This is a genomic window from Pseudomonas triclosanedens (genome assembly GCF_026686735.1).
Taxonomy (GTDB): Bacteria; Pseudomonadota; Gammaproteobacteria; order Pseudomonadales; family Pseudomonadaceae; genus Pseudomonas; species Pseudomonas triclosanedens.
Map to the genome: position 1 here is coordinate 4,091,186 of NZ_CP113432.1, position 24,082 is coordinate 4,115,267.

At 64.3% G+C, this 24,082-nt stretch carries 22 protein-coding genes and 1 pseudogene; 14 read left to right on the forward strand and 9 right to left on the reverse strand.

Annotated elements, in window-relative coordinates; genetic code table 11:
- The first annotated feature begins 48 nt into the window (after positions 1–48).
- Entirely contained in the window at positions 49–2,367 is a 2,319-nt protein-coding gene (locus tag OU419_RS18945) for an ATP-binding protein (protein WP_254475952.1), read from the forward strand.
- Positions 2,368–2,369: 2 nt separating this feature from the next.
- Here the strand turns inward: OU419_RS18945 and OU419_RS18950 are convergent, their stop codons facing one another.
- From OU419_RS18950 to msrB, 3 genes are all read right to left on the reverse strand, one after another.
- On the reverse strand, positions 2,370–2,840 hold the full coding sequence (locus OU419_RS18950; protein ID WP_254475953.1) for a MarR family winged helix-turn-helix transcriptional regulator: 471 nt from the start codon (positions 2,838–2,840) through the stop codon (positions 2,370–2,372).
- Positions 2,840–3,322 carry a glutathione peroxidase gene (locus OU419_RS18955; RefSeq protein ID WP_254475955.1) on the reverse strand — a complete coding sequence of 161 codons (483 nt, stop codon included), beginning with the start codon at positions 3,320–3,322 and terminating at the stop codon, positions 2,840–2,842. The genes OU419_RS18950 and OU419_RS18955 overlap by 1 nt, the downstream gene beginning before the upstream one ends.
- 152 nt (positions 3,323–3,474) lie before the next feature.
- The gene (gene msrB / locus OU419_RS18960; RefSeq protein ID WP_254475957.1) at positions 3,475–3,870 is read right to left on the reverse strand and encodes a peptide-methionine (R)-S-oxide reductase MsrB; all 396 of its coding nucleotides are present in this window, start codon (positions 3,868–3,870) and stop codon (positions 3,475–3,477) included.
- Between the two features lie 312 nt (positions 3,871–4,182).
- Between msrB and OU419_RS18965 the strand changes: the two genes are divergently transcribed.
- The 3 genes from OU419_RS18965 (at position 4,183) to htpX (ending at position 6,878) form a co-directional block, all read left to right on the forward strand.
- Positions 4,183–5,394 carry a pyridoxal phosphate-dependent aminotransferase gene (locus OU419_RS18965; protein ID WP_254475960.1) on the forward strand — a complete coding sequence of 404 codons (1,212 nt, stop codon included), beginning with the start codon at positions 4,183–4,185 and terminating at the stop codon, positions 5,392–5,394.
- Positions 5,395–5,397: 3 nt separating this feature from the next.
- Positions 5,398–5,850 (forward strand): hypothetical protein, encoded by a 453-nt coding sequence (locus tag OU419_RS18970; RefSeq protein WP_254475962.1) that lies wholly within the window; start codon positions 5,398–5,400, stop codon positions 5,848–5,850.
- Between the two features lie 149 nt (positions 5,851–5,999).
- Complete coding sequence (htpX, locus tag OU419_RS18975; protein WP_254475964.1) at positions 6,000–6,878, forward strand: protease HtpX; 879 nt, start codon at positions 6,000–6,002, stop codon at positions 6,876–6,878.
- Between the two features lie 57 nt (positions 6,879–6,935).
- Here htpX and OU419_RS18980 read toward each other — a convergent pair whose 3' ends face one another.
- Positions 6,936–7,592 carry a thiopurine S-methyltransferase gene (locus OU419_RS18980; RefSeq protein WP_254475965.1) on the reverse strand — a complete coding sequence of 219 codons (657 nt, stop codon included), beginning with the start codon at positions 7,590–7,592 and terminating at the stop codon, positions 6,936–6,938.
- A gap of 193 nt (positions 7,593–7,785) precedes the next feature.
- Here OU419_RS18980 and OU419_RS18985 point away from each other — a divergent pair, with 193 nt between their 5' ends.
- On the forward strand, positions 7,786–8,556 hold the full coding sequence (locus OU419_RS18985; protein WP_254475967.1) for a DODA-type extradiol aromatic ring-opening family dioxygenase: 771 nt from the start codon (positions 7,786–7,788) through the stop codon (positions 8,554–8,556).
- Positions 8,557–8,910: 354 nt separating this feature from the next.
- On the opposite strand, the pseudogene OU419_RS18990 reads toward OU419_RS18985, so the two are convergent.
- A pseudogene (locus OU419_RS18990) lies at positions 8,911–10,634 on the reverse strand (DEAD/DEAH box helicase).
- A 302-nt stretch (positions 10,635–10,936) separates the two neighbouring features.
- Between OU419_RS18990 and OU419_RS18995 the strand changes: the two are divergent.
- The 3 genes from OU419_RS18995 to OU419_RS19005 all read left to right on the forward strand — a co-directional run bounded on the left by OU419_RS18995 (position 10,937) and on the right by OU419_RS19005 (position 15,218).
- Positions 10,937–11,728, forward strand: coding sequence for a crotonase/enoyl-CoA hydratase family protein (locus OU419_RS18995; protein ID WP_254475968.1), 792 nt, complete (start codon positions 10,937–10,939; stop codon positions 11,726–11,728).
- 257 nt (positions 11,729–11,985) lie between these two features.
- Positions 11,986–13,467 (forward strand): collagen-like triple helix repeat-containing protein, encoded by a 1,482-nt coding sequence (locus tag OU419_RS19000; RefSeq protein WP_268171961.1) that lies wholly within the window; start codon positions 11,986–11,988, stop codon positions 13,465–13,467.
- 83 nt (positions 13,468–13,550) lie between these two features.
- Positions 13,551–15,218 carry a ShlB/FhaC/HecB family hemolysin secretion/activation protein gene (locus OU419_RS19005; RefSeq protein WP_254475969.1) on the forward strand — a complete coding sequence of 556 codons (1,668 nt, stop codon included), beginning with the start codon at positions 13,551–13,553 and terminating at the stop codon, positions 15,216–15,218.
- 39 nt (positions 15,219–15,257) lie between these two features.
- On the opposite strand, the gene OU419_RS19010 is transcribed toward OU419_RS19005, so the two are convergent.
- Positions 15,258–16,019, reverse strand: coding sequence for a spermidine synthase (locus tag OU419_RS19010; protein ID WP_254475970.1), 762 nt, complete (start codon positions 16,017–16,019; stop codon positions 15,258–15,260).
- A 194-nt stretch (positions 16,020–16,213) separates the two neighbouring features.
- Here OU419_RS19010 and OU419_RS19015 point away from each other — a divergent pair, with 194 nt between their 5' ends.
- The 3 genes from OU419_RS19015 to loiP all read left to right on the forward strand — a co-directional run bounded on the left by OU419_RS19015 (position 16,214) and on the right by loiP (position 19,875).
- Positions 16,214–17,545, forward strand: a complete 1,332-nt coding sequence (locus tag OU419_RS19015; RefSeq protein ID WP_254475971.1) for a flavin-containing monooxygenase — start codon at positions 16,214–16,216, stop codon at positions 17,543–17,545.
- 68 nt (positions 17,546–17,613) lie between these two features.
- A complete protein-coding gene (locus OU419_RS19020) occupies positions 17,614–18,960 on the forward strand; it encodes a class II 3-deoxy-7-phosphoheptulonate synthase (protein WP_254475973.1) in 1,347 nt (448 codons plus the stop codon).
- A 156-nt stretch (positions 18,961–19,116) separates the two neighbouring features.
- On the forward strand, positions 19,117–19,875 hold the full coding sequence (gene loiP / locus OU419_RS19025; RefSeq protein ID WP_254475975.1) for a metalloprotease LoiP: 759 nt from the start codon (positions 19,117–19,119) through the stop codon (positions 19,873–19,875).
- Positions 19,876–19,916: 41 nt separating this feature from the next.
- Here the strand turns inward: loiP and OU419_RS19030 are convergent, their stop codons facing one another.
- From OU419_RS19030 to OU419_RS19040, 3 genes are all read right to left on the reverse strand, one after another.
- Complete coding sequence (locus OU419_RS19030) at positions 19,917–21,137, reverse strand: winged helix-turn-helix domain-containing protein (protein ID WP_254475977.1); 1,221 nt, start codon at positions 21,135–21,137, stop codon at positions 19,917–19,919.
- Between the two features lie 69 nt (positions 21,138–21,206).
- The gene (locus OU419_RS19035) at positions 21,207–21,677 is read right to left on the reverse strand and encodes a DUF3291 domain-containing protein (protein WP_254475979.1); all 471 of its coding nucleotides are present in this window, start codon (positions 21,675–21,677) and stop codon (positions 21,207–21,209) included.
- A gap of 68 nt (positions 21,678–21,745) precedes the next feature.
- On the reverse strand, positions 21,746–21,976 hold the full coding sequence (locus tag OU419_RS19040) for a DUF1127 domain-containing protein (protein WP_254475981.1): 231 nt from the start codon (positions 21,974–21,976) through the stop codon (positions 21,746–21,748).
- Positions 21,977–22,073: 97 nt separating this feature from the next.
- Between OU419_RS19040 and OU419_RS19045 the strand changes: the two genes are divergently transcribed.
- The 3 genes from OU419_RS19045 to OU419_RS19055 all read left to right on the forward strand — a co-directional run bounded on the left by OU419_RS19045 (position 22,074) and on the right by OU419_RS19055 (position 24,056).
- Complete coding sequence (locus OU419_RS19045) at positions 22,074–22,925, forward strand: LysR substrate-binding domain-containing protein (RefSeq protein WP_254475983.1); 852 nt, start codon at positions 22,074–22,076, stop codon at positions 22,923–22,925.
- 105 nt (positions 22,926–23,030) lie between these two features.
- A complete protein-coding gene (locus OU419_RS19050; protein WP_254475985.1) occupies positions 23,031–23,480 on the forward strand; it encodes a MarR family winged helix-turn-helix transcriptional regulator in 450 nt (149 codons plus the stop codon).
- A gap of 147 nt (positions 23,481–23,627) precedes the next feature.
- Positions 23,628–24,056, forward strand: a complete 429-nt coding sequence (locus OU419_RS19055) for an organic hydroperoxide resistance protein (RefSeq protein WP_254475987.1) — start codon at positions 23,628–23,630, stop codon at positions 24,054–24,056.
- The last annotated feature ends 26 nt before the right edge of the window (positions 24,057–24,082 follow it).

Sequence of the window (24,082 nt, forward strand, 5' to 3'; positions counted from 1 at the left end):
CTATGCTACGCGGCAGGAAAGCTCTTGCGAGGCGACGCTCCGCACTCTATGGATATTGCGCTCACACATCGCCTCTCGTTCAAGCAGGCCAGCCTGACAGTGCTGGTTGCATTCCTGCTGGGTACGCTGCTGAGCCTTATCCAGGTTGCCGTCGATTATGCCAGCCAGGACGCCTCCATCAACCGCGAAGTGCGCGCGCTGCTGGACGTCAGCCACAATCCCGCCGCCCGCATTGCCTACAACATCGACGCCGAACTGGCCCAGGAACTGGTCGTCGGCCTGCTGCGCTCGCCGGCGGTGATCCGCGCCGAGATCATCGACAACGCCGGCGTACCGCTGGCGACCGCCAACCGACCGCAGGCGGAGAGTCATCTGCGCGGTCTCAGCGACTTCCTCTTCGGCGAACAACGCACCTACGAGGAGCCGTTGTTCGTCGAGCACGCCCCCGCCGAATCACTCGGCGTACTGCGCCTGGAGATCGACACCTTCGTCTTCGGCAACGACTTCTTGCGTCGCGCCGGCATGACCTTCATTTCCGGCTTCATCCGCAGCCTGCTGATGTCGCTGATTCTGCTGGTGTTGTTCTATGCCCTGCTGACCAAGCCGCTGGTAAGCCTGATCGACGCCCTCAGCCGCCACGATCCGCGTTCGCCCTCGCGCTTGCGCCTGCCCTGTCCGCGCGGTCATGAGCGCGACGAGATCGGCGTGCTGGTGGAAGTCACCAATCGCCAGCTCAACCGCATCTCGGTGGAGATGGAGCAGCGCCGCGAAGCCGAGGATCGGCTGACCCAGTACCTGGAGGAGCTGGAGAGCATCGTCGCCGCCCGCACCGCCGAACTGAAGGCCGCCAACGCGCGCCTAACCCTCTCCAACCAGGAACTGGAGCAGGCGCGCCAGACCGCGCTGGGCATGGCCCAGGCGCGCGGCAGCTTCCTGGCCAACATGAGCCATGAGATCCGCACGCCGCTCAACGGGCTGCTGGGTATGCTCGGCCTGGCACTCGACGGCCCGCTGACCACCGAACAGCGCCAGCAGCTATCCATCGCCCATGACTCCGGCAAGGTGCTGATGGAGCTGCTCAACGACGTGCTGGACCTGTCCAAGTTCGAGGCCGGCCAACTGGAGCTCGAGCAGATTCCCTTCGACCTCGGCACCCTCGTGGAAGACACCGCCAGCCTGCTTTCACAGAACGCCGGCCCGGCGGTGGAGCTGACCTGCCTGATCAGCCCGCAACTTCCGGCGCAGCTCTCCGGCGACCCCACGCGGGTGCGCCAGGTGGTCAGCAACCTGCTTTCCAATGCACTCAAGTTCACCCGCCTGGGCCGTGTCGATGTGCGCGTAGAGCCGCTGGAACATGGCGTGCGCATCAGCGTACGCGACACCGGCATCGGTATCGCCCCGGAAGCCTTGCAGAAGATATTCCAACCCTTCGCCCAGGCCGACGCAGGCATCGCCCGCCAGTATGGCGGCACGGGCCTCGGCCTGGCGCTGACGCGCAAGCTGTGCGAGGCGATGAAGGGCGAACTGGAGGTGAAATCCGAGCCGGGCCTGGGCAGTGAGTTCATCGCCACCCTGCCCCTGCAGCCGCTCGAACCTGCGGTGCAACTGCAACCGCTGGAAGGTCGGCTGATCGTGCAATGCGCGGCCAGCAGCGGGCTGGCCGCGTTACTGGCGAACTGGCTGCCATTGTGGAATGTCGAGTACCGGCGCCTGGACATCGACGCCAGCCTCGCCGGCATGGAGCTGGATGCACTGCTGTCGGATTGCCCGGATTGCCTGATCGGCTTGCGCCAGCACCTGGACAAGCCGGTTCTGCTGGTCACCGCCTACGGCAACTTCCTCGAGCCACCGCTAGCACAACGCCTGGCGCCGCTTCGCCAACTGGCCAGACCGCTATCGCGGGCGGTGCTCTACCAGGCGCTCAAGCAAGCCTTCGAGCACCAGCCACTGCCGGCGTCCTCCAGCCCGGGCGGAGCACAGGCGGAACAGTTCTCCGCGCGGGTGCTGCTGGTGGAAGACAACCCGGTCAACCAATTGGTGGCCAAGGGACTGTTGCAGAAGCTCGGCTGTGTCGTCACTGTCGCCGGCAATGGCGAAGAGGCGCTCAGCCAGTTGGACGACGGCTCGTTCGATATGGTGCTGATGGACTGCAACATGCCGGTGATGGACGGCTACCAGGCCACCCAGGCGATCCGTGAAAGCGGGCGCTGGCCGGGGCTGCCGGTGATCGCACTGACCGCCAACGCCCTGCCGGACGAACGCGAGCGCTGCCGCGCCGCCGGCATGGACGACTACCTCGCCAAGCCGTTCCACCGCGACGAACTGGCGGCGATCCTCGAACGCTGGGTGGATCACCGTCCGCGCTGAAGTCAGACATCCAGCCTGGCCAACTGCAGCAGCAAGGCATCCAGCCGCTCGCGCAATCCGTCCGTAGCGCCGAGGTCCAGGCCACTGCGGCACAGAAGGTCTTCCCGCAACGGCAGCACCTTGTCACGCAGTTCCGCGCCAGTGGACGTCAACCCGAGATGCACTTCCCGCTCGTCGTGCCGGGCGCGGCGACGCTCCACCAGGCCGAGCTGCTCCAGCCGCTTGAGCAAGGGCGTCAGTGTGCCGGAGTCGAGCATCAGGCGTTCGCCCAGCGCTTTCACCGACGGCTGCTCCGGCGGCTCGGCCCGCCATTCCCAGAGCACCAGCATCACCAGGTACTGCGGATAGGTCAGGCCAAGGGCATCGAGCATCGGCCGGTAGCCACGGATCACCGCTCGGGAAACCGCATACAGACGGAAGCACAACTGGTTATCCAGTTGCAGTTCCGCCGGCAGAACAGCCGAATCCTTCATCACAGCAGCGCTTCGATCTCGGCAGACAGTTGTTCCGGCTTGGTAGTCGGAGCGAAGCGCTTGACCACCTTGCCATCCTTGCCGATCAGGAACTTGGTGAAGTTCCACTTGATACCCTGGCTACCGAGCAGGCCCGGCGCACGCTTCTTCAGTTGCACGTAGAGCGGATGGGCACCGGCTCCGTTGACGTCGATCTTCTTGAACAGCGGGAAGCTGACGCCGAAGTTCAGCTCGCAGAACTGCGAAATCTCCCCCTCGTTGCCGGGCTCCTGCTTACCGAACTGGTTGCAGGGGAAGCCCAGCACCACCAGGCCCTTGTCCTTGTATGCGCGCCACAGCGACTCCAGGCCCTTGTACTGGGGGGTAAAGCCGCACTGGCTGGCGGTGTTGACCACCAGCAGGGCCTTGCCGCCGAAATCGGCGAGGGTCTTCTGTTCGCCCTTGATGGTGGTCACGGGAATATTCAGCAGTGCATCGCTCATCGGACATGGCTCCGGGGGAAGTGGGAAGAGACAAGATAGTCATCAATTAAATTGCACGCAATTCAATTTGATGCAAGTTTCCAGCAATCCGAGCCCTGGGCGCATCAGCGCAAGCTGCAAAAGAAAAGGCCCGCGCGGTGCGGGCCTTCGAATCACGCCTTGGGCACCAGCTTCAGCGATGCCGAGTTGATGCAATAGCGCAAGCCAGTTGGACGCGGGCCGTCGGGAAATACATGGCCAAGGTGCGCATCGCAATTCTGGCAGCGCACTTCGATTCGGTGCATGCCGTGGCTGAAGTCTTCCAGCTCCTTGATGACCTCGCCATTCACTGGCTGGAAGTAACTGGGCCAGCCACTGCCGGAATCGTACTTGGCATCCGAATCGAACAGCGCGGTGCCGCAGCACACGCAGTGGTAGATGCCGGGTGTCTTGGTGTCGTGATATTCGCCGGTGAAGGCACGCTCGGTACCACCCAGGCGACAGATATGGAACTGCTCGTCGGTGAGTTCTTCACGCCAGGACTCAAGGGGCTTGTTCTGTTTTTCCATCGATCTGCCTCCACAAACGGAAAAAAGCCCGACCTGTCCCTTTTCCGGGAATCGGGCCGCACGTATGATGCGCGTGGTTAAAGCCAGGTTCAGAATCTGCCGCACAGAAGCATTGTCACGATAAAAAAGCCTTAAAATCGCTACTTTTTCGAACAATCCACTGTTTTACTGCCGATTTTCAGTGCAGACGCCAGTGAAAAGCACTTCCGAACCCACCATTTGACGCCAGTCTGTCACCCGCGTTACAGCCTGCCAAGTCGAGCGCCAGCCGCGCTCTTCGCACTGCCGCGGACAATTTCGGAATCCCAGATCATGCAGGTCACCAAATCGAACAAGCTCGCCAACGTCTGCTACGACATTCGCGGGCCAGTGCTCAAGCACGCCAAACGCCTGGAAGAGGAAGGCCACCGCATCCTCAAGCTGAACATCGGCAACCCGGCGCCGTTCGGTTTCGAGGCACCGGACGAAATCCTCCAGGACGTCATCCGCAACCTGCCCACCGCCCAGGGCTACAGCGACTCCAAGGGCCTGTTCAGCGCGCGCAAGGCAGTGATGCAGTACTACCAGCAGAAGCAGGTGGAAGGCATCGGCATCGAGGACATCTACCTGGGCAACGGCGTCTCCGAGCTGATCGTGATGGCCCTGCAGGCCCTGCTCAACAATGGCGACGAAGTGCTGATCCCGGCCCCTGACTACCCGCTATGGACCGCCTCGGTATCCCTCGCCGGCGGCAAACCGGTGCACTACCTGTGCGACGAACAGGCCGGCTGGTTCCCCGACATCGCCGACATGCGCGCGAAGATCACCAGCAACACCAAGGCCCTGGTGCTGATCAACCCGAACAACCCCACCGGCGCGGTCTATTCGAAGGAAGTCCTGCTGGACATCGTCGAACTGGCGCGCCAGCACAACCTGGTGATCTTCTCCGACGAGATCTACGACAAGATCCTCTACGACGAAGCCCAGCACATCTCCACCGCCTCCCTGGCGCCGGACGTGCTCTGCCTGACCTTCAACGGCCTGTCCAAGTCCTACCGCGTGGCAGGTTTCCGCTCCGGCTGGATCGCCATTTCCGGGCCCAAGCACAAGGCGCAGAGCTACATCGAGGGCCTCGACATCCTGGCCAACATGCGCCTGTGCGCCAACGTGCCGAGCCAGCATGCAATCCAGACCGCACTGGGTGGCTACCAGAGCATCAACGACCTGGTACTGCCCGGCGGCCGCCTGCTGGAACAGCGCAACCGCGCCTGGGAACTGCTCAACGACATACCCGGTGTCAGTTGCGTGAAGCCGATGGGCGCGCTCTACGCCTTCCCGCGCATCGACCCGAAAGTCTGCCCGATCCACAACGACGAGAAGTTCGTCCTTGACCTGCTGCTTTCCGAGAAACTGCTGATCGTTCAGGGCACCGCCTTCAACTGGCCCTGGCCGGATCACTTCAGGGTGGTTACCCTGCCGCGTGTCGATGACCTGGAACAGGCCATCGGACGAATCGGCAATTTCCTGAAAACCTATCGCCAGTAATTCATGGATCTCCAGATCGACGACTTCTACAAGGACGCCGCGGCGGGCCTGCTGACGCTCTACCAGGCCTTCCCGCGCAAGATCGGCCTGTACATCGAAGACCTGATCGGGCGGGAAGAACCAGACGAGTTCGGCCTTCCCAGCCAGCGTCACCAAAGCTGCCTGGGCGCCCTCCTCTGGCTCGCCGAGGAAGGCTACCTGCGCTTCGAAGCAACCATTCGTTACGAAGCGCTGGACCAGGCGGTGCTCAGCGAAAAGGCCTTCCTGCGCCTGACGCGCGTGGTGCCCCATGCAGTGCGCCCGGATGAAGACCTCCCGCCCAGCGTGCGCCGCGCCCAGGCCACCCTGGCCAACCAGCTTCGCGACGCCTTGGCCAGTCGTCACGGCGAGCGCATCGCGCGCCTTACCCGTCTACTCTTCGAGAGCGACCTCGGGCGGCCAGGCGACACAGTTTGAAATAGTCCCCGAGTTGAATCACCTCGGGGCCAACCGTATATACCCCGCATACTATTCAGCGATCCTGGGCCACCCCGTGCCCGGCGATCCGGAAAGCCGCGCTCCCAGACGGTTTTCCACTATTCAGCCGTGAGGAGAAGCTTTACGCCATGATGCGCATCCTGTTGTTCGTGGCCACCAACCTGGCAGTTCTGGTGATCGCCAGCATCACCCTGAAACTGCTCGGCGTGGACCGTTTCACTGGCCAGAATTACGGTAGCCTTCTGATCTTCTGTGCCGTCTTCGGCTTTGCCGGCTCACTGGTCTCGCTGTTCATCTCCAAGTGGATGGCGAAGATGAGTACCGGTACCGAGATCATCAGCCAACCGCGCACCCGCCACGAACAGTGGCTGCTGCAGACCGTGGAAGAACTGTCCCGCGAAGCCGGCATCAAGATGCCGGAAGTCGGTATCTTCCCCGCCTACGAGGCCAACGCCTTCGCCACCGGCTGGAACAAGAACGACGCACTGGTCGCCGTAAGCCAGGGCCTGCTGGAGCGCTTCTCTCCCGAGGAAGTGCGCGCCGTGCTGGCCCACGAGATCGGCCACGTGGCCAATGGCGACATGGTCACCCTGGCACTGATCCAGGGCGTGGTGAACACCTTCGTGATGTTCTTCGCTCGCATCTTCGGCAACTTCGTCGACAAGGCGATCCTGAAGAACGAAGACGGCCCGGGCATCGGCTACTTCATCGCGACTATCTTCGCCGAACTGGTCCTGGGCATTCTCGCCAGCATCATCGTCATGTGGTTCTCGCGCAAACGCGAATACCGCGCCGACGCCGCAGGCGCCCACCTGGCCGGGACCGGCGCAATGATCGCCGCATTGCAGCGCCTGCGCGCCGAGCAGGGCGTGCCGGTGCAAATGCCCGACACCCTGCAGGCCTTCGGCATCAACGGCAACCTCAAGCACGGCCTCGCCGGCCTGTTCATGAGCCACCCGCCGCTGGAAGAGCGCATCGAAGCCCTGCGCAGCGCCGCTGCTCGCTAAGGCATACGAGGCAGGAAAAAGGGCGACTCTTGAGTCGCCCTTTTTCATGTCCGCAATTCAACCGCGCCGCAACCTGAACACCACCTCATCCAGCCGGCTGACGCCCCGCTTGAGGAACTTCGGATTCTCCGCCAGCACGTCCAGGCGCTCTACCTCGTCCACCTGCCAGGGTTCCACGAAGTGCCGCCGCACCTCGTCGGCGGGTACCGCGAACGGCGGGCCATCCATCTCTGCCTGCGGATATTCGAGAGTCACCAGCAGCCCTGCCAGCGTCGACGGCAACGTGCGCTGCAGGTGCGCCGCATAGGCCACGCGCATGTCATGGGGCAATGCGATCAGAGCCGCGCGGTCGTACAGCGCCGCACAGCCAGCCAGATGCTCGGCGGCGGTGTCGAAGAAATCGCCCTGGAGAATCTCCAGCCGCTCGTGGCAATAGCGGCGCATCGGGCCTTCTTCGGTGATCGACGGCTCGACACCCAGGGAAGCGAAGAAATCCACCACCGCCCGCTCTGCCAGTTCGACGCCCAATACCCGGTAACCCTGCTCCGCCAGCCAGAGCATATCCAGGCTCTTGCCGCACAACGGCACCAGCACCTGGGTATCCGGCGCCAACTGCAGCGTCGGCCAGTGACGAGCAAGGCCGGGGTTCACCTGCCCCTGGTGGAAGCCGATCTCGTTACGCGCCCAGCGCGCCTGCCAGAAGTCGTGTTGCATGGAAATGATCCAGTCGAGGGCGCGCTGCGCCGATGCCGGCAATGATCCCCAATCCAGCAACGCACTGCCAGCCGCAGTGCAATTGCTGGACAGTTAAGACATCCACCAGATCGATTGGAATTGTCAAAAACCCATACTGGTTTTCGATCTATCCGAGGGAGAACATAGAGGCATTCCAGTAGCGAGGTGCATCATGCTCCCTACCCTGTTCATTTCCCACGGCTCTCCCATGCTGGCCCTCGAACCCGGCGCCAGTGACGCGCCGCTCAAGCGCCTGGCCCGAGAGCTGCCGCGTCCCAACGCGATCCTGGTGGTCTCCGCTCACTGGGAAACCCCGGACCTGCGCGTCACTGCTGCCCCGCACCCGGAGACCTGGCACGACTTCTATGGCTTCCCGGCGCCGCTCTACGCCGTGCAGTACCCCGCCCCCGGCTCGCCGCACCTGGCGGCACGGGTTGCCGAGCTGCTCGCCACTGACGGCCTGCCGGTTACTCAGGATGCTGAACGCCCGCTGGATCACGGCGCCTGGGTGCCGCTGAGCCTGATGTATCCTCAGGCGGACATTCCGGTAGTGCAGCTCTCGCTGCCCAGCCGCCTCGGCCCGCAGATGCAGGACCGTATCGGCAAGGCCCTGCGCACGCTGCGCGAGGAAGGCGTCCTGCTGATCGGCTCCGGCAGCATCACCCACAACCTGGGCGAGCTGGACTGGCGCGCCGGACCGGATGTCATCGAGCCCTGGGCCAAGGCATTCCGCGACTGGATGGCCGAACACCTCACCGCCGACGACGAAACGGCGCTGCTCGACTACCGCCGACAGGCCCCCTGGGCCGTGCGCAACCACCCAACCGACGAGCACCTGCTGCCGCTGTACTTCGCCCGCGCTGCCGGTGGCGCTCCCATGACGGTGGAGCACGCAGGATTCACCCTCGGCGCGCTAGGGATGGATATCTATCGATTCGGCTGAGGGCCACTACCGGCTCCTGATCTCGCAGCGCAATCGAAGCCAGCGGCAGGATGATCGGAGCCTGCTGCACCCATCACATAGCATCGCTTCGCTCCACCCATTCCATGAACCTGCCAGGGCGGTTGTTCCTCGAATCGGGCTTGCACCGCTCCCGCGGAGGCATCATCCGCCAGAACCGGGGCTCGCAGCAGGACGGGTAGAGCTTGCGATTGCCATCGACACGGTTACGCGCGCCATCCTGCGAAACCGCTCACGGCGCTCGTTCCTGCAAGAGACAGCGGCACAGGCGCTCAATCACTCCGAAATGAAAAAGCCCCGCCAAGGCGGGGCTTTCCATGCTCGCTGATCTTGCGATCAGTCTTCGCGGTAGCGGCGCAGGCGCAGAGCCTTGCCGGCGACGCGGGTGTCCTTGAGCTTGGTCAGCAGGCGATCCAGGTTCTCTTCCGGCAGCTCGATCAGGCTGAAGGTTTCGCGAATCTGGATACGGCCGATGGCCTCGCGAGACAGGCCGCCCTCGTTGAGGATGGCGCCAAGCAGGTTCTTCGCCTGTACGCCGTCGCGGGCCCCCAGGGCGGTGCGGCAGCGGGACTTGCCTTCCGACGGCGGGGCCATCGGGCGGCGCTCGCCGCTGCGCTCCGGACGATCCCCGCGCTCGGGGCGCTCGCCACGCTCATAACGATCGCTGCGCTCGCGCGGGGCGGCCGGGGTCAGCGGTTGCTCGCGACGCACGGACTCCAGGTCCAGCGCCTTGCCTTCGGTCAGCTTGGCCAGCAGCACGGCGGCCAGGGTTTCCATGTCGGTACCCAGGCGACGGCAAAGCTCGTCACGTACGGCGCCGCGGCTGGCAACGGCGTTGCCCAGCAGCGGTTGCAGGCTGTTGGCCAGGCGGCTCAGACGAGCTTCCAGGACGGTGTCGGCATCCGGCAGGCGAACTTCTCCGACCTTCTGCCCGGTCACACGCTCGATCACCTGAAGCATGCGGCGCTCGCGCGGGGTCACCAGCAGCAGCGCACGGCCTTCACGACCGGCACGGCCGGTACGACCGATGCGGTGCACGTAGGATTCCGGATCGTACGGCATGTCCACGTTCAGTACATGGGTGATGCGTGCCACGTCCAGACCGCGAGCGGCGACGTCGGTGGCGATGACGATGTCCAGCGAGCCGTCCTTGAGCGACTCGATCACGCGCTCGCGCTGGGCCTGCGGCATGTCGCCGTTCAGCGCGGCGGCACGGTAGCCCTGGCGCTCGAGCAACTCGGCGATGTCCAGGGTAGCCTGCTTGGTACGCACGAACCCGATCAGCGCATCGAACTGCTCGACTTCCAGCAGACGAAGGATCGAAGCCGGCTTCTGGTCGGCGTGGACCATCAGGTGCACCTGCTCGATGCGGGCGACGGTCTGGGTCTTGGCGGCGATGCGAACGTGCTTGGGCTCTTTCAGGTGACGTTCGGCGATGCTGCGGATCGAGGCAGGCAGGGTCGCGGAAAACAGCACGGTCTGGCGGGTTGCCGGAATGGCTTCGAAGATCACTTCGAGGTCATCCATGAAGCCGAGCTTGAGCATCTCGTCCGCTTCGTCGAGGACCAGGCGCTCGACGGTGGACAGCAGGTTGGCGTCACGGCGCAGGTGGTCGCACAGGCGGCCCGGGGTCGCCACCAGGACTTGCGCGCCCTGGCGCAGAGCCTTGAGCTGCGGCCCCATCGGAGCTCCGCCGTAGACGGCCACGACGCCAACGCCCGGCATCTGCTTGGAGTAGGTTTCGCAGGCGGTAGCCACCTGCAGGGCCAGTTCGCGAGTTGGCACCAGCACCAGTACCTGCGGTACACGGCGGCTCGGATCGATCTTCGACAGCAGCGGCAGGGCGAAAGCGGCGGTCTTGCCGGTGCCGGTCTGGGCCTGGCCGATCATGTCGTGGCCGTCGAGGATCACCGGGATCGACTGGGCCTGGATCGGCGACGGTTCTTCGTAGCCGACGGCGGCGATGGCCGCGAGGATATTGGAGTGAATACCGAGCGCGGCGAAGCCGCCGGTTTCCTGGGTCATGGGTTTTGCCTCTACATACATCCGCAAAGACCCAATAGCCGAGCTGCGCATGCCCTGTACGACAGTGAAGTCACCCAGGCAGCTGGAAGCGGGGATTTGCGAAATGAAAATTGGAAGAATACGTCAAGGAAGTCCGCACAGCGGACGCATGGACAAAGCGCAAGGCTCTGAAAAATGCGGGTCCAAAACGGGGCCTTAGCTTGGCCGGCGCGCATGATACCGGAAAATCGTCCGTCATGTACGGCTTTTCAGACAACCTCCGGCGAACGGTCGGCGCCTGGACTAGCCTGGCGGGGGCGACTATACCGAGCAAGCCCTTCCCTTCCGGAGCTCACCGATGAAGCCCAGCAGCGAGCCACGCGTCACCCGTGAACGCCACGACCACGTCCTGCTGCTTGGCCTGAACCGGGCGGACAAGCGCAACGCGTTCGACATGGACATGCTCAATCAACTGGTGCTGGCCCTGGGCGAGTACGAGCGTGACGACCATCTGCGCTGCGCCCTGGTGTTCGCCCACGGCGAGCATTTCACCGCAGGCCTCGACCTGGGCAGTGTCGCCGAGACCTTCCGTAACGGCTGGCAAATGCCCGCCGGCGCGGCAGACCCGTGGGGCACATTCGGCGGTCCGCGGCTGACCAAGCCATTGCTGGTCGCCGCGCAAGGCTACTGCTTCACCCTCGGCATCGAACTGATGCTCGCCGCGGATATCAATCTCTGCGCCAGCAACGCGCGCTTCGCCCAGATGGAAGTGCAGCGCGGCATCTTTCCGTTCGGCGGCGCGACGTTGCGTCTGCACCAGGTCGCCGGCTGGGGCAACGCCATGCGCTGGCTGCTGACCGGCGACCAGTTCGATGCCCACGAAGCCTGCCGGTTGGGACTGGTGCAGGAAGTTACCGCGCCGGAAGAGCTGATGCCCCGCGCACTGTGGATGGCCCAGCGCGTCGCCGCCCAGGCGCCGCTCGGCATCCGCGCCACCCTTGCCTCGGCTCGCAAGTGCCTGGACGAAGGCGAACTGGCAGCCGCCCTCGACCTGCCGGCGATGGCCAGCCAACTGCTTTCCAGCGAAGACGCCAAGGAAGGTTTCAAGGCGATGCAGGAGAAACGCGACGGTCAATTCCGGGGCAAATGAACACCTGCCGGAAAAAACCTCGAACCATCGTGCTAAAAGCACTATATCCAAGGTATTAAAAACGCCAGGAATTCGCGCTTAATCCTAAAGTTTTCCCTTTAGAATCAATATCTTGATAACAACAAAACGACTATATACAAGTTCCAATTTCGCGTTCAAAAACAAGTCTCTAAAACTGACATCGAGTGCAGCGCAGTGACTCGCCGGGAAGACCGCCCGAGCCTCCGCTGGATCACATCCTTCATGGAGGAACTCGTATGTCAGCCCCTATTCGCATCTTCGCACTTTCTCTCCTGGTCGTTGCCCTGTCGCTGCAAGGATGCAGCAGTAACGGCGGCAGCAGTCATCACAAATCCGGCGACAGCGGCAGCACCCAGGGCGAAGGCTCCGGTGACAGCGGTTCGGGCGGCAGTGGCAGCGGCGGCACTGGTGGCGGTTCGGGTGGCACTGGCGGTACCGGCGGTACCGGTGGTGGCGACAATGGTGGCGGCGATAACGGTGGCAACGGCGGCACCACGCCCACCAGCAGCACTGGCAACGTACTGAGCGCCACCGGACAGGCAGTCTCCAGCGTCGGCGACACCGTCAGCACCGTAGGTGCCGTGGTCAAGACCGTCGATATCCCGCTGGTTGGCAGCGGTGTCACCGACAACGCCGGCAACCTGGTCCAGCAAGTGGGCGCCGGCGTGGACAGCGTCGGCAGCGGCGTCACCAACGGCCTCGGCAAACTCGCCAGCAACCCGAACGCCATCGGCACCACCGTGGCCGGCGCGGGCGGTCTGGTCGCCCATACCGGTGGCGCGGTCAGCAGTCTTGGCGACACCGTTGCAGCCATCGGCGACGGCCCGCTGCTGGCCAGCACCCCGCTCAACGGCGTGACTGGCCAACTGGGCGGTGTGGTCGACGGTGTGGGCAACAAGATCACCATGCTCGGCGACTCCCTCAGCGGAGCGGTTACCAGCGGCCCGCTCAGCCAGTTGACCACGCAGCTCAGCGGCACCACCGCAGGCGTGGTGAAGACGGTGGAAGGCACCACCCGGAGCCTCGGAGCAACCACCGGCCTGGGAGCGCCGGTGAACAACCTGTTGACCACCGTCGGCGGCGTAGTGACCCAGACAGGCAACCAGGTGGCCAGCCAGAATCCGGCGCTGGCCCCGGTCGGCGGAATCGTCAGCAATGCGGGTCAGGCAGTCAGCGCAGCCGGCGGCTTGGTCAATGGCAGCAATCCTGGCGGCGGCCTTCTTGGCAACGTGACCGGCAGCCTGGGTGGCGCAGCCGGCGGCAGTAATCCGGTTGGCGGCCTTGTCGGCGGACTGACCGGTGCGGTCGGCGGCATCACTGGCGGTCTCGGTGGCGCGGCCGGCGGCAGCAACCCGGTGGGAGGACTGGTCAACGGAGTGACCGGCGCGGTTGGTGGGATCACCGGCGGCCTGGGTGGCGCAGCCGGCGCCAGCAACCCGGTAGGCGGGCTGGTCAACGGGGTCACTGGTGCGGTCGGTGGCGTCACCAGCGCGCTGGGTGCGGGAGGCCTGGTGGCCGGGGCCGGTATCGGCGCAGGTGTCAGCAGCCAGGGAGCGGGTGTCGGAGCAGGTGCTGGCGTTGCTACCAGCACCAGCGGCGGGCAAGGCCAGGGAGGCCTGCTGGGCAACACCCTCGGAGCCGTAGGCGGAGCGCTGGGCGGTGTAACCGGCGGCCTGGGCGCAGGTCTGGGGGTGGGCGTGGGAGCCACCCGGAAATAATCCAGATATCGCCCATACTGTGGTAGCCAGGAGCCATTAACGGCTCCTGGCCTTCGCTGAAGTCGGACTCATGGAGGAGCCAGATGCGCAAACTCGCTACCCTGACCCTGGTGCTGGCAAGTCCCTTCGTCTGGGCAGAACGCCCGATCCAGCTCCCCGGGTCCGATATCGAACAGACGCTTCCGCGTCCCAACCTGCCCGGCGGAGAACTCCGCCCGACCGCACCCAAGGTCACTGCCCCGGCGCCGTCCGCCGAGCAGCCCGGGCAGATCCTGCAGCAATCCATCAGACTCAAGCGCATCGAAATCGCCGGCGGCGGGCACTACCCGCTCGACACCTGGCGCCCGCTGCTGGAACCGCTGACCCAGCGCACCATCCAGGTCAGCGAACTGGTAGCGGCGGCCAAGACCATCACCCAGCGCTACCAGGACGATGGCTTTTTCATCTCCTTCGCCTACGTGCCCAACCAGGACTTCCGCGGCGGCGTGGGCCGCATCGTGCTGGTCGAAGGCCATATCCGCGAGGTGCGCAGCAGCGGCGACCTGGGCGCGCACCAGGCGCGGGTGGACCGCTGGATCGCCCGGTTGAAGTCCGAAAAGCCGCTCACCCGCGAGAGCTTCGAGCGCTTCAGCGTGCTGATGAGCCGCGTGCCGGGCCTGCAACTGGCAATGGCGCTCAACCCGCCCACCACCAGCGACGGCGGCGCCGTGCTGGAGCTGGCAGGGCAACGCAAACGTTTCGATACCAGCGCTAACCTCGACTCGCGCCGTGGCGAACAGCGCGGCCTGCTCTCCGCCGAAGTGATGTCCATGCTCGGTTGGGGCGAGCAATTGCAGTTCAGCTACCTCTACCCGCCCGGCCAGGACAACGAGTACTACCGAGCCTGGAACTACAGCCAGTTGCTGGGCGACAACGGCCTGCAACTGACCACTGGCTACAGCCATTACAATTCCAGCCCGGACGACCGCCTGCGCCTGGCCAACGGCCTGGAGTTCGCCCGCAAGCGGGAGAACGAACGGGTCAGCGCCGGCCTCGGCATTCCGCTACTGCTACGCCGCGACCTCACCTGGGACGTCAACCTGCGTGCCTATACGGTGAACGACACCAGCCGCTACGACCTGGTCAAACCCAACATCCCTTATCGCGTCGAGCAGAAAAGCACCCTGCGCGTCGTTGGCGTGGACACCCTGGTCCAGCAGTTCGCCACCAAGCGCGTGCGCGTCGGCAGCCTGGCGGTCTACCAGGGTCTGAACGGCATGGGGGCGGAAACGGAAGAGCCGATCCGCAAGAACTTCACCCGCGTACTGGGTTACGGCGCGCAACAGGACCAGTTCGGTGAAAGCTGGCAGGGCGTCGCCACCGCCGGATTCCAGTGGACCGACGACGTGCTGCCCGATTCGGAGCAGGTCACCTACGGCGGCAGCAACTTCGGCCGTGGCTATCCGGACGACCAGGCCAGTGGTGACAAAGGCTGGGGCGCCTCCTACGAGGTGAACTACTCCTTCCTGCGGCAAAGCGTGGTGCTCAACCAGATCCAGCCTTACGCGGTGGTAGATACCGCCCGCACCCACTACATCCAGGACGGTCTGCCCAACGCCCAGCTCGGCTCCGCGGCCATCGGCCTGCGCCTGTCGAATCGCAAGCACTACCTGGTCTCGGCGGAAATCGCCAAGCCCTTCGGCGACCGCGCGCTGGACAACAACGAGCGCAGCCCGCGGATCAACTTCGCGTTCAGCTACCAGATTCCGTAGGTTCTCCCGCTCGCGAAAAAGGGGCCGGTGGCCCCTTTTTCATTGCGCAGGGCGCAGCGAGTCGATGTAGCCGCGCAGCGAGTAGCCGAGTTTCGGCTCCAGGGCCCCGACGCGCTTCTTCAAGGCACGCAGGTTGAGCTCCTGGTCCAGGTCCGCTGGCACGAAGACGATCACGTTGCCCTCTGGCACCGGGCACTCCCAGTAATGCCTGTGGAAGCGCCCGCGAAGCAGTGCGGCGCCCAGTGGTCGCCCGTCATCGGTACTCCACTGGTTAATCACCAGCCAGCCGCCCGGCCGCAGGCGCTCCCGGCAGGTACCGAGGAAATTCCAGGCGATATGCGCCGGCGCGGGGCCGGTATCGGTGTAGAGGTCAAGGAAGATCAGGTCAGCCGGCTCGCAGCGCTCCAGTTCCTCCACCGCATCACCGATACGCAGGTTCAGGCGCGGGTCATCGGTCAACCCGAGATGGTCGCGGGCCAGGCGCGGGATCGAGGGGCGCAACTCGATGGCCTCCACCTCTTCCAGCGCCAGATGCTTCAGGCAGGCCTGGGTCAGACTGCCGGCACCGAATCCGAGGAACAGTGCCCGTCGCGGCCGCGAGTGACACAGCGCGCCCAGCAGCATGGCGCGTGAATAGTCGTATTCCAGCCAACTGGGGTCCTGCACCAGCACGCAGCTCTGCTCGACCTCGTCGCCGAACTCCAGGTAACGGAAATTGCCGCACTCCACTACCCGGATCACCCCGAACGCATCGCGCTCTTCGACGATCAGGCGCTCGTCGATCTGTTGCTCCTCGCTCATACGCTGCGCTCGCGAAGCGAGACTGTGACATTGCGGTCCGCCACGGCGAACAGACGGCGCGGATTGCCATTGAACAGCAAGGGCTGAGGCACGTGATAATCCTTCGAAGCAGGCGTTGAATCACCTGAGCAGCCAGGAGTGGCCGCCAGGCTCGGAAAGCCACAAGAATAACAGCCCAAGAGGCACAGCCCAGCATGCACGCCATCATCGGCGCAGGCCCGTCCGGCCTCGCAGCCGCCCGCCAACTGCAAAAATACGGTATTCCCTTCACCGGCTTCGACTTGCACGGCGATGTCGGCGGCCTGTGGGACATCGACAATCCGCACAGCACGCTCTACCGCTCGGCGCACCTGATTTCCTCCAAAGGCACGACGCAGTTCGACGAGTTCCCCATGGACATGGATGTCCCCCCTTATCCGCATCATTCGCAGGTCCTGCGCTATTTTCGTGGCTACGCCCAACACTACGGCCTGCGCGAGCACTACCGTTTCAACACCCGGGTCATCGCCCTGCTGCGCCAGGACCACGGCTGGAAACTGCGCTGCGAACGCAACGGCGAAGTGCATGAAGGGCTGTTCGATGGCGTATTGATCGCCAACGGCACGTTGCACACCCCCAACCTGCCGCACCTGCCAGGCGCCTTCGACGGCGAGGTGCTCCATTCCAGCCAGTACCGCGGTGCCGAGTGCTTCGACGGCAAGCGCGTCCTGATCGTCGGTTGCGGCAACTCTGCCTGCGATATCGCCGTGGACGCCGTGCACCGTGCGCGCTCGGTGGATATCTCGGTACGGCGCGGCTATCACTTCCTGCCCAAGTTCTGCATGGGCAGGCCGATCGACACCTTCGGCGGCATGATCCGCCTGCCGCGTCCGCTCAAGCAGCGGCTCGACGCGGCGTTCGTGCGTCTGCTGCTCGGGCGTCCATCGGACTACGGTCTGCCCGATCCCGATCATCGCCTGTACGAGTCGCACCCCGTGGTGAATTCGCTGGTGCTGCACCACCTCGCCCACGGCGATATCCGCGCCCGCCGCAACGTGCGCAGCGTGGACGGGCAGCGCGTGGCGTTCAGCGACGGCGAGCGCGCCGACTACGACCTGATCCTTTTCGCCACCGGCTATCACCTGGACTACCCCTTCATCGATCGCGCCCAGCTCAACTGGCCGAAGAACCAGCCCGCGCCGCAGCTCTATCTCAATATGTTCCATCCGCAGCACGACGACCTGTTCATGCTCGGCATGGTCGAAGCATCCGGCCTCGGCTGGCAGGGGCGCGCCGAGCAGGCCGAACTGGTCGCCCTCTACATCCGCCAACTGGCGGCCGGCAACCCCGCCGCAGAGCGCCTCCGGCAACTGAAGAAGACCCACGCGCAGCAGCGTATCGACGGCGGCTACCGCTACCTGCCGCTCGACCGCATGGCGCACTACGTACACAAGGACAGCTACCGCCGCGCCCTGCACGAGCACATCGCCGACCTGCGCCGCGACTTGCCGCGAACCGCCCCACTCGCGCCCCTGGCGGCACACTGAGGGCGCGCTGTGCGTGGGGCGAGCTGATACCATTGGGCATCACGCCCACAGCCGCGAACGAGTCATCGATGAGCCTGCCCTGGAGTCCCGATAGCTGGAGAAGCAAGCCGATCCAGCAACAACCTGTCTACCCCGACGCCGCTCGCCTGAGCGAGGTCGAACGCAGCCTGGCCGGCTATCCGCCGCTGGTGTTCGCTGGTGAGGCCCGCGAGTTGCGGCGGCAGTTCGCCGAAGTCACCGCCGGACGCGCCTTCCTGCTGCAGGGCGGCGATTGTGCGGAGAGCTTCGCCGAGTTCTCCGCGGCGAAGATCCGCGACACCTTCAAGGTGCTGCTGCAGATGGCAGTGGTGATGACCTTCGCCGCCGGCTGCCCGGTAGTGAAAGTCGGGCGCATGGCCGGACAGTTCGCCAAGCCGCGCTCCTCCGGCGAGGAAACCATCGACGGCGTGACCCTGCCGGCCTACCGCGGCGACATCGTCAATGGCATCGGCTTCGACGAGAAGAGCCGCGTACCGGACCCGGAGCGCCTGCTCCAGGCCTACCACCAGTCCACCGCCTCGCTGAACCTGCTGCGCGCGTTCGCCGGTGGCGGCTTCGCCGACCTGCACCAGGTGCATCAGTGGAACCTGGATTTCATCGCCAACTCGGCGCTGTCCGAGCGTTATCAGCAACTCGCCGACCGTATCGACGAAACCCTTGCCTTCATGCGCGCATGCGGCCTCGACACCGCACCGCAACTGCGCGAAACCAGCTTCTTCACCGCCCATGAAGCACTGCTGCTGAACTACGAGGAAGCCTTCATCCGCCGCGACAGCCTCACCGGCGGCTGGTACGACTGCTCGGCGCACATGCTGTGGATCGGCGACCGCACCCGCCAGCTCGACGGTGCCCACGTGGAAATGCTCCGCGGCGTGGGCAACCCGATTGGCGTGAAAGTCGGCCCGAGCATGGCCAGCGACGAGCTGATCCGCCTGATCGACATCCTCAATCCGGACAACGATCCGGGCCGCCTCAACCTGATCGTGCGCATGGGCGCCGACAAGGTCGGCGACGGCCTGCCACGCCTGATCCAGACCGTGCAGCGCGAAGGCAAGCAGGTGCTGTGGAGCTCCGACCCGATGCACGGCAACACCATCAAGGCATCCACCGGCTACAAGACCCGCGATTTCGCGCGCGTCCTCACCGAAGTGCGGCAGTTCTTCGAGGTGCATCAGGCCGAGGGCAGCTACGCCGGCGGCATCCACATCGAGATGACCGGACAGAACGTCACCGAGTGCATCGGCGGTGCGCGGCCGATCACCGAAGCAGGCCTGAGCGACCGCTACCACACTCACTGCGACCCGCGCCTGAACGCCGACCAGTCCCTGGAACTGGCGTTCCTCATCGCGGAAACGCTGAAGCAGGTGCGCCGCTAGCAGGGCGGCAGGTATTCCGATAGCAAAATCCCAAGCCTCTACCGATTTTTCCGAAACGCGCTTCTGCAAATTGACGCTCATCCTGGCGTCACACACTGTGTGGCACCAGCGCGACCGAGTGCGCGCCAATCCGTCAATCCCTGCAAGGAAGTCCCAATGAAACGCAATTCCACCCTGCTCATACTGGCGATTGGAGCCGGTGCCCTGCTCTCCGGCTGCCAGAACATGTCCACCGACGGGCTGGTTCAGTCCGGGCTGATGATGGCCAAGGCCGCCACCCTCAGCGACGCGGAGCTCAAACAGGTCGCTGACGAGTCCTGTGCACAGGCCGATGCACAGTCGAGCATCGCTCCCGCTTCCAGCCCCTACACCAAGCGTCTGAACAAGATTGCCGGTGCCCTGGGCAACCAGATCGATGGCATGCCAGTGAACTACAAGGTCTACCTGACCAAGGACGTCAATGCCTGGGCGATGGCCAACGGCTGCGTTCGCGTTTACAGCGGGCTGATGGACATGATGAACGACAACGAAGTGGAAGGCGTGCTCGGCCACGAGATGGGCCATGTCGCCCTGGGTCACATCAAGAAGGCCACTCAGACAGCCTACGCCACTGCCGCAGCGCGTACCGCCGCAGCCTCATCGAGCAACGGCGCGGTTGCGGCGCTGTCGCAATCGCAACTCGGCGACATCGGCCAGGCACTGATCAACGCACAATTCTCTCAATCCCAGGAGTCCGACGCCGACGACTTCTCCTTTGACCTGCTGAAAAAGCGCGGTATCAAGACCGACGGTCTGGCCACAGCCTTCGACAAACTGGCGAAGCTGGACGGCGGTGGCAGCAGCATGTTCAGCGATCACCCTGGTTCGAAGGAACGTGCCGATCACATCCGCCAGCGCATCGCCAACAGCAAGTGATCTCCCGGCGAGTCTCGCTCCCACGAGGCTCGCCGTTTCTTTCAGGGAGCGCCCAGCAGCGCCTTCAGGCGAATGCCGGACGCCCTCCGGCAATGCACCGTTACGCGCTCCAGTCCCAGCCAGCCGGCCATCTCGCGCAATTGCAACGCCAACGCACTCCAGCCCTCTTCCGCCATCCCTTGCTCTTCCTCGTGCACGGCGTGCACCACCAGTTGGCTGGCCGTCCGCTGCGCGCGCAGGTCAACCCGGGCCACCAGACGATCGCCGAACAGGAACGGCAGCACGTAATAGCCGTAGATCCGCTTGTGCTGGGGCGTGTAGATCTCAAGCCGGTAGCGGAAATCGAACAGGCGCTCGGTTCGCGCGCGTTCCCATACCAGTGAATCGAACGGCGACAACAGCGCGCTGGCGTGTACCTTGCGCGGAATGACCGGGTCCGCCACGCAGTAGGCGGATGCCTGCCAGCCCTGCACCTGAACGGCAACCAGCTCGCCGGCCTCCACCAGTTCGGCCAGACGCGCCTTGCTGTCGGCCGGGTCCAGGCGAAAGTAGTCGCGCAGGTCCTTCTCCGTCCCTACGCCAAGCGCACGAGCCGAATGCAGCAGCAGCCGGCGCTGGGCTTCCGGCTCATCCAGTTCGGGGGCATCGAACATGGACGCCGGCAACACCCGTCCGGGCAGGTCGTACAGGCGCTCGAAACCGCGCCGCCCGGCGACCGTAACTTCGCCGGCAGCGAACAGCCATTCCAGCGCGTGCTTTTCCGCGCTCCAGTCCCACCAGGGACCGGCACGCTCCTCGCGAGTGCTCAAGGCTCCGGCGCCCAGCGCTCCCTGGTCGCGCACCGCATCCAGCACACGTCGGATCACCGGCTGCTGTTCCCGACCGAAACGCGCCAACTGCCGGTATATGCCGCGCCCTTCGGATGCCCTGCGCATCCTCCAGCGCATCAGCGGATACAACTCCAGCGGCAACAGCGACGCCTCGTGCCCCCAGTATTCGAACAGCCGGCGATGACGACCGCCGCTCCACGCCGCCTCCTCCAACAAGCCCTGTGGGTAGGCTCCAAGGCGCGAGAACAAGGGAAGGTAATGGGAACGCACGAGGGCGTTCACCGAGTCGATCTGCAGGACACCCAGACGCTCCAGCATGGCGCGGAGATGGCGGCGCTGGAATTCGCCGGAAGGACGCCGCAGCGTGAACCCCTGGGCGGCCAGCGCCAGGCGGCGCGCCTGTTTGAGAGACAGCGACGGAACAATCGACATCGACACACTCCATGACCGGACAGGCCATGGAGCCTAGCGCCATTCGCCACGCACGACTGCCACCGTCGTTCAGGCCGGTACGGCGAGTTGCTTCGGCATCGGGCTGGGCCGGGCGAAGGTGAAGGCGTCCGCCGAGGCACCCCGCTCCTGCAATAGCTCCAGCTTCTGCCTTGCCATCAGCACATCGGGCAACTGGCCGACCGGCAACCACCAGAGCGCCAGGCTCGGGGTGGGTAATTTCTCCATCCAATCGCGCTTGCTGCGCAGCACTTTCAGATGCTCGCCGCAGTAAACGTAATCACGTAGCGCCTCCATCGACTCCCAGACCGACAGGTTGACGATGACCAGCGGATCATCGAACGCGCGGATCGCAGTGGCATCGCCCTCGTCGGTCTGCAGCCGCCAGACGAAGCCAGGGCTGGCCTCCGCCAAGCGATTGATGTGGTCCAGTTGATCGACGAAGCCTTTCATCCGGGGGTGGTCCAGTGGGGCTCGGGCCTTGGCGATGTTGACCTGGGCAAGATGATAGTTCGAAGACATGGGCATTCCCTGGCAAGTTGAAGTAACCCGCACAGCGGCGGGCGGCACGAGAAGGGCCGCCCGTACGCTCAACGACCCATATTGTCCATCCAGAACGGGCGCTCGCTTTCCTCCTGGACATCGGCACGACTCAAGCCGATGTCCTTGAGCGCTTCATCGCTCATCGTAGCCAGCAGGCGGCGCTGACGGGCCAGCTCGCGCCAGCGCAGAACTCGTTGCAGTACACGTCTCCACAGCGGTGCTGCTGGCACCTTGTGGAAGTGGCAGGACATCGATACGAAACCCAGTTGACCTTTCATCGCGCTTCCCTCCGTGTGGGCCTGGATAGAGTTTCCAGCCAGCGCTAAGATCAATCCAACGAATCATTCTTATGCAACCCATCTCGGAGTTTGATGAATGAGCAGTTTCCCCAGTATCGACAGCGAACTCCTGCGCACCTTCGTCGCCATCGCCGATCACGGCGGATTCACCCGTGCCGCCGAGGTGGTCAACCGTACCCAGTCGGCAGTCAGCATGCAGATGAAGCGTCTGGAAGAGGACGTACTGGAGCGCTCTCTGTTCGAGCGCGACGGGCGCCAGGTGCGGCTCACGCCGGAAGGCCAGGTATTGCTCGGCTACGCGCGGCGGATCCTGCGGCTGCAGGGCGAGGTGTTCAACACGCTGCGCCAACCGCACATGGTCGGCGCGGTGAAGATTGGCACGCCGGACGACTACGTAATGCGTTTCCTGCCGGAAATCCTCTCGCGCTTCGCCCAGGCCTACCCATTGGTCCAGGTGGAAGTGCATTGCGACTCGTCATCGCAGTTGTTGATGCGCAACGACCTCGACCTGTCCATCGTGACCCGCGAACCGGGCACCGAGATCGGCCAGTTGCTGCGTCAGGAACCTTTCGTCTGGATGGCCGCGGAGAGCTTCTGCCCGCAGGACCAGCGCCCTCTTCCCCTGGCGATGTTCAATAGCGCCTGCTTCTGCCGCGCCTGGGCCTGCAATGCCCTGGAGGCGATGGAGATCGACTACCGCATCGCCTATAGCAGCCCCAGCCTGTCGGCACTGTTCGCCGTCGCCAGCGCCGGACTCGCGGTTACCGCGCAACTGCGCAGCCTGCTGACCGGCAACCTGCGCATCATCGGCGACGAAGAGGGCCTGCCACTGCTGCCCAACGCCAGCATCGTGCTGCTGCGCGGACAGAAGATGACCCCGGTGACTGACAAGCTGGCGGAGTACATCGTCGAAGGCTTCCGCGCCTGAGACGCACCGCGCGGCGCTGCTGGTATGTCTATTCAACAAATATCCATCGCGCTAAATTAATGCGTAATCACTTGTTCGCCTCGAGCGCTCATCCTGGAGAATGCGATGACTACTTCGGACCCGGCCTGCGAAGCACTCAAACTCGACAACCAACTGTGCTTCGCCCTCTATTCCACCTCCCTGCAAATGACCAAGGTTTACAAACCGCTGCTGCAGAACCTGGGACTCACCTATCCGCAATACATCGCCATGCTGGTGCTGTGGGAAGGCGATGACATCACCGTTGGCGAAATCAGCGCGCGCATGCTCACCGATCCCGGCTCGCTCACTCCCCTGCTCAAGCGGCTGGAAGCGGAAGGTTTGATCACCCGCACCCGCAGCCAGGCCGACGAGCGCGTAGTGCAACTGCGCCTGACCGACAAGGGCCGCGACCTGCGTCGACAGGCGGAAGCCATTCCGGCCTGCATCCTGGCCAGCAGCGGGCTAACGTTGGAGGGGATCCAGCACCTGCAGAGCGAGCTCGTAGCGCTGCGCGATCAGTTGCAAGCCCCGTAGATCGGGGCTTATGCCATTCCGAGGGATTAATTAGCAGGAAATCTTCCATGATTTATCTTGCGCACTAAATTAAATAGAACTAACTTTATCTCTACGAACTCATTAGCGCACAAGATATTAACCAACCAGACAACCGGAGACATCACCATGCAAACCATCAAAGCCCTCTACACCGCTACCGCCACCGCTACTGGAGGCCGCGACGGCCGTGCCATTTCCTCGGATGGCAATCTGGATGTGAAACTGACCACCCCGCGCGAACTGGGCGGCCAGGGTGGCGACGCCACCAACCCCGAGCAACTGTTCGCCGCCGGCTACTCGGCCTGCTTCATTGGCGCCATCAAGTTCGTCGCCAGCCAAAGCAAGAAGCAGATCCCGGCTGACGCCTCGATCACCGGCAAGGTTGGCATCGGCCAGATCCCCGGCGGCTTCGGCCTGGAAGTGGAGCTGAACATCAACCTGCCAGGCCTGGACCACGCCGAGGCCGAAGACCTGGTCGCCCGGGCCCACCAGGTATGCCCCTACTCCAACGCCACTCGCGGCAACATCGATGTACGGCTGAACGTCAGCGTCTGAGTGTCGACGGCAGAAACGAAAGAGCC

Excerpts from the sequence above, each read along its gene's own strand:
- OU419_RS18945 (WP_254475952.1), top strand. The coding sequence starts at position 49 with ATGGATATTGCGCTCACACATCGCCTCTCGTTCAAGCAGGCCAGCCTG.
- OU419_RS18950 (WP_254475953.1), bottom strand. The coding sequence starts at position 2,840 with ATGAAGGATTCGGCTGTTCTGCCGGCGGAACTGCAACTGGATAACCAG.
- OU419_RS18955 (WP_254475955.1), bottom strand. The coding sequence starts at position 3,322 with ATGAGCGATGCACTGCTGAATATTCCCGTGACCACCATCAAGGGCGAA.
- msrB (WP_254475957.1), bottom strand. The coding sequence starts at position 3,870 with ATGGAAAAACAGAACAAGCCCCTTGAGTCCTGGCGTGAAGAACTCACC.
- OU419_RS18965 (WP_254475960.1), top strand. The coding sequence starts at position 4,183 with ATGCAGGTCACCAAATCGAACAAGCTCGCCAACGTCTGCTACGACATT.
- OU419_RS18970 (WP_254475962.1), top strand. The coding sequence starts at position 5,398 with ATGGATCTCCAGATCGACGACTTCTACAAGGACGCCGCGGCGGGCCTG.
- htpX (WP_254475964.1), top strand. The coding sequence starts at position 6,000 with ATGATGCGCATCCTGTTGTTCGTGGCCACCAACCTGGCAGTTCTGGTG.
- OU419_RS18980 (WP_254475965.1), bottom strand. The coding sequence starts at position 7,592 with ATGCAACACGACTTCTGGCAGGCGCGCTGGGCGCGTAACGAGATCGGC.
- OU419_RS18985 (WP_254475967.1), top strand. The coding sequence starts at position 7,786 with ATGCTCCCTACCCTGTTCATTTCCCACGGCTCTCCCATGCTGGCCCTC.
- OU419_RS18995 (WP_254475968.1), top strand. The coding sequence starts at position 10,937 with ATGAAGCCCAGCAGCGAGCCACGCGTCACCCGTGAACGCCACGACCAC.
- OU419_RS19000 (WP_268171961.1), top strand. The coding sequence starts at position 11,986 with ATGTCAGCCCCTATTCGCATCTTCGCACTTTCTCTCCTGGTCGTTGCC.
- OU419_RS19005 (WP_254475969.1), top strand. The coding sequence starts at position 13,551 with ATGCGCAAACTCGCTACCCTGACCCTGGTGCTGGCAAGTCCCTTCGTC.
- OU419_RS19010 (WP_254475970.1), bottom strand. The coding sequence starts at position 16,019 with ATGAGCGAGGAGCAACAGATCGACGAGCGCCTGATCGTCGAAGAGCGC.
- OU419_RS19015 (WP_254475971.1), top strand. The coding sequence starts at position 16,214 with ATGCACGCCATCATCGGCGCAGGCCCGTCCGGCCTCGCAGCCGCCCGC.
- OU419_RS19020 (WP_254475973.1), top strand. The coding sequence starts at position 17,614 with ATGAGCCTGCCCTGGAGTCCCGATAGCTGGAGAAGCAAGCCGATCCAG.
- loiP (WP_254475975.1), top strand. The coding sequence starts at position 19,117 with ATGAAACGCAATTCCACCCTGCTCATACTGGCGATTGGAGCCGGTGCC.
- OU419_RS19030 (WP_254475977.1), bottom strand. The coding sequence starts at position 21,137 with ATGTCGATTGTTCCGTCGCTGTCTCTCAAACAGGCGCGCCGCCTGGCG.
- OU419_RS19035 (WP_254475979.1), bottom strand. The coding sequence starts at position 21,677 with ATGTCTTCGAACTATCATCTTGCCCAGGTCAACATCGCCAAGGCCCGA.
- OU419_RS19040 (WP_254475981.1), bottom strand. The coding sequence starts at position 21,976 with ATGAAAGGTCAACTGGGTTTCGTATCGATGTCCTGCCACTTCCACAAG.
- OU419_RS19045 (WP_254475983.1), top strand. The coding sequence starts at position 22,074 with ATGAGCAGTTTCCCCAGTATCGACAGCGAACTCCTGCGCACCTTCGTC.
- OU419_RS19050 (WP_254475985.1), top strand. The coding sequence starts at position 23,031 with ATGACTACTTCGGACCCGGCCTGCGAAGCACTCAAACTCGACAACCAA.
- OU419_RS19055 (WP_254475987.1), top strand. The coding sequence starts at position 23,628 with ATGCAAACCATCAAAGCCCTCTACACCGCTACCGCCACCGCTACTGGA.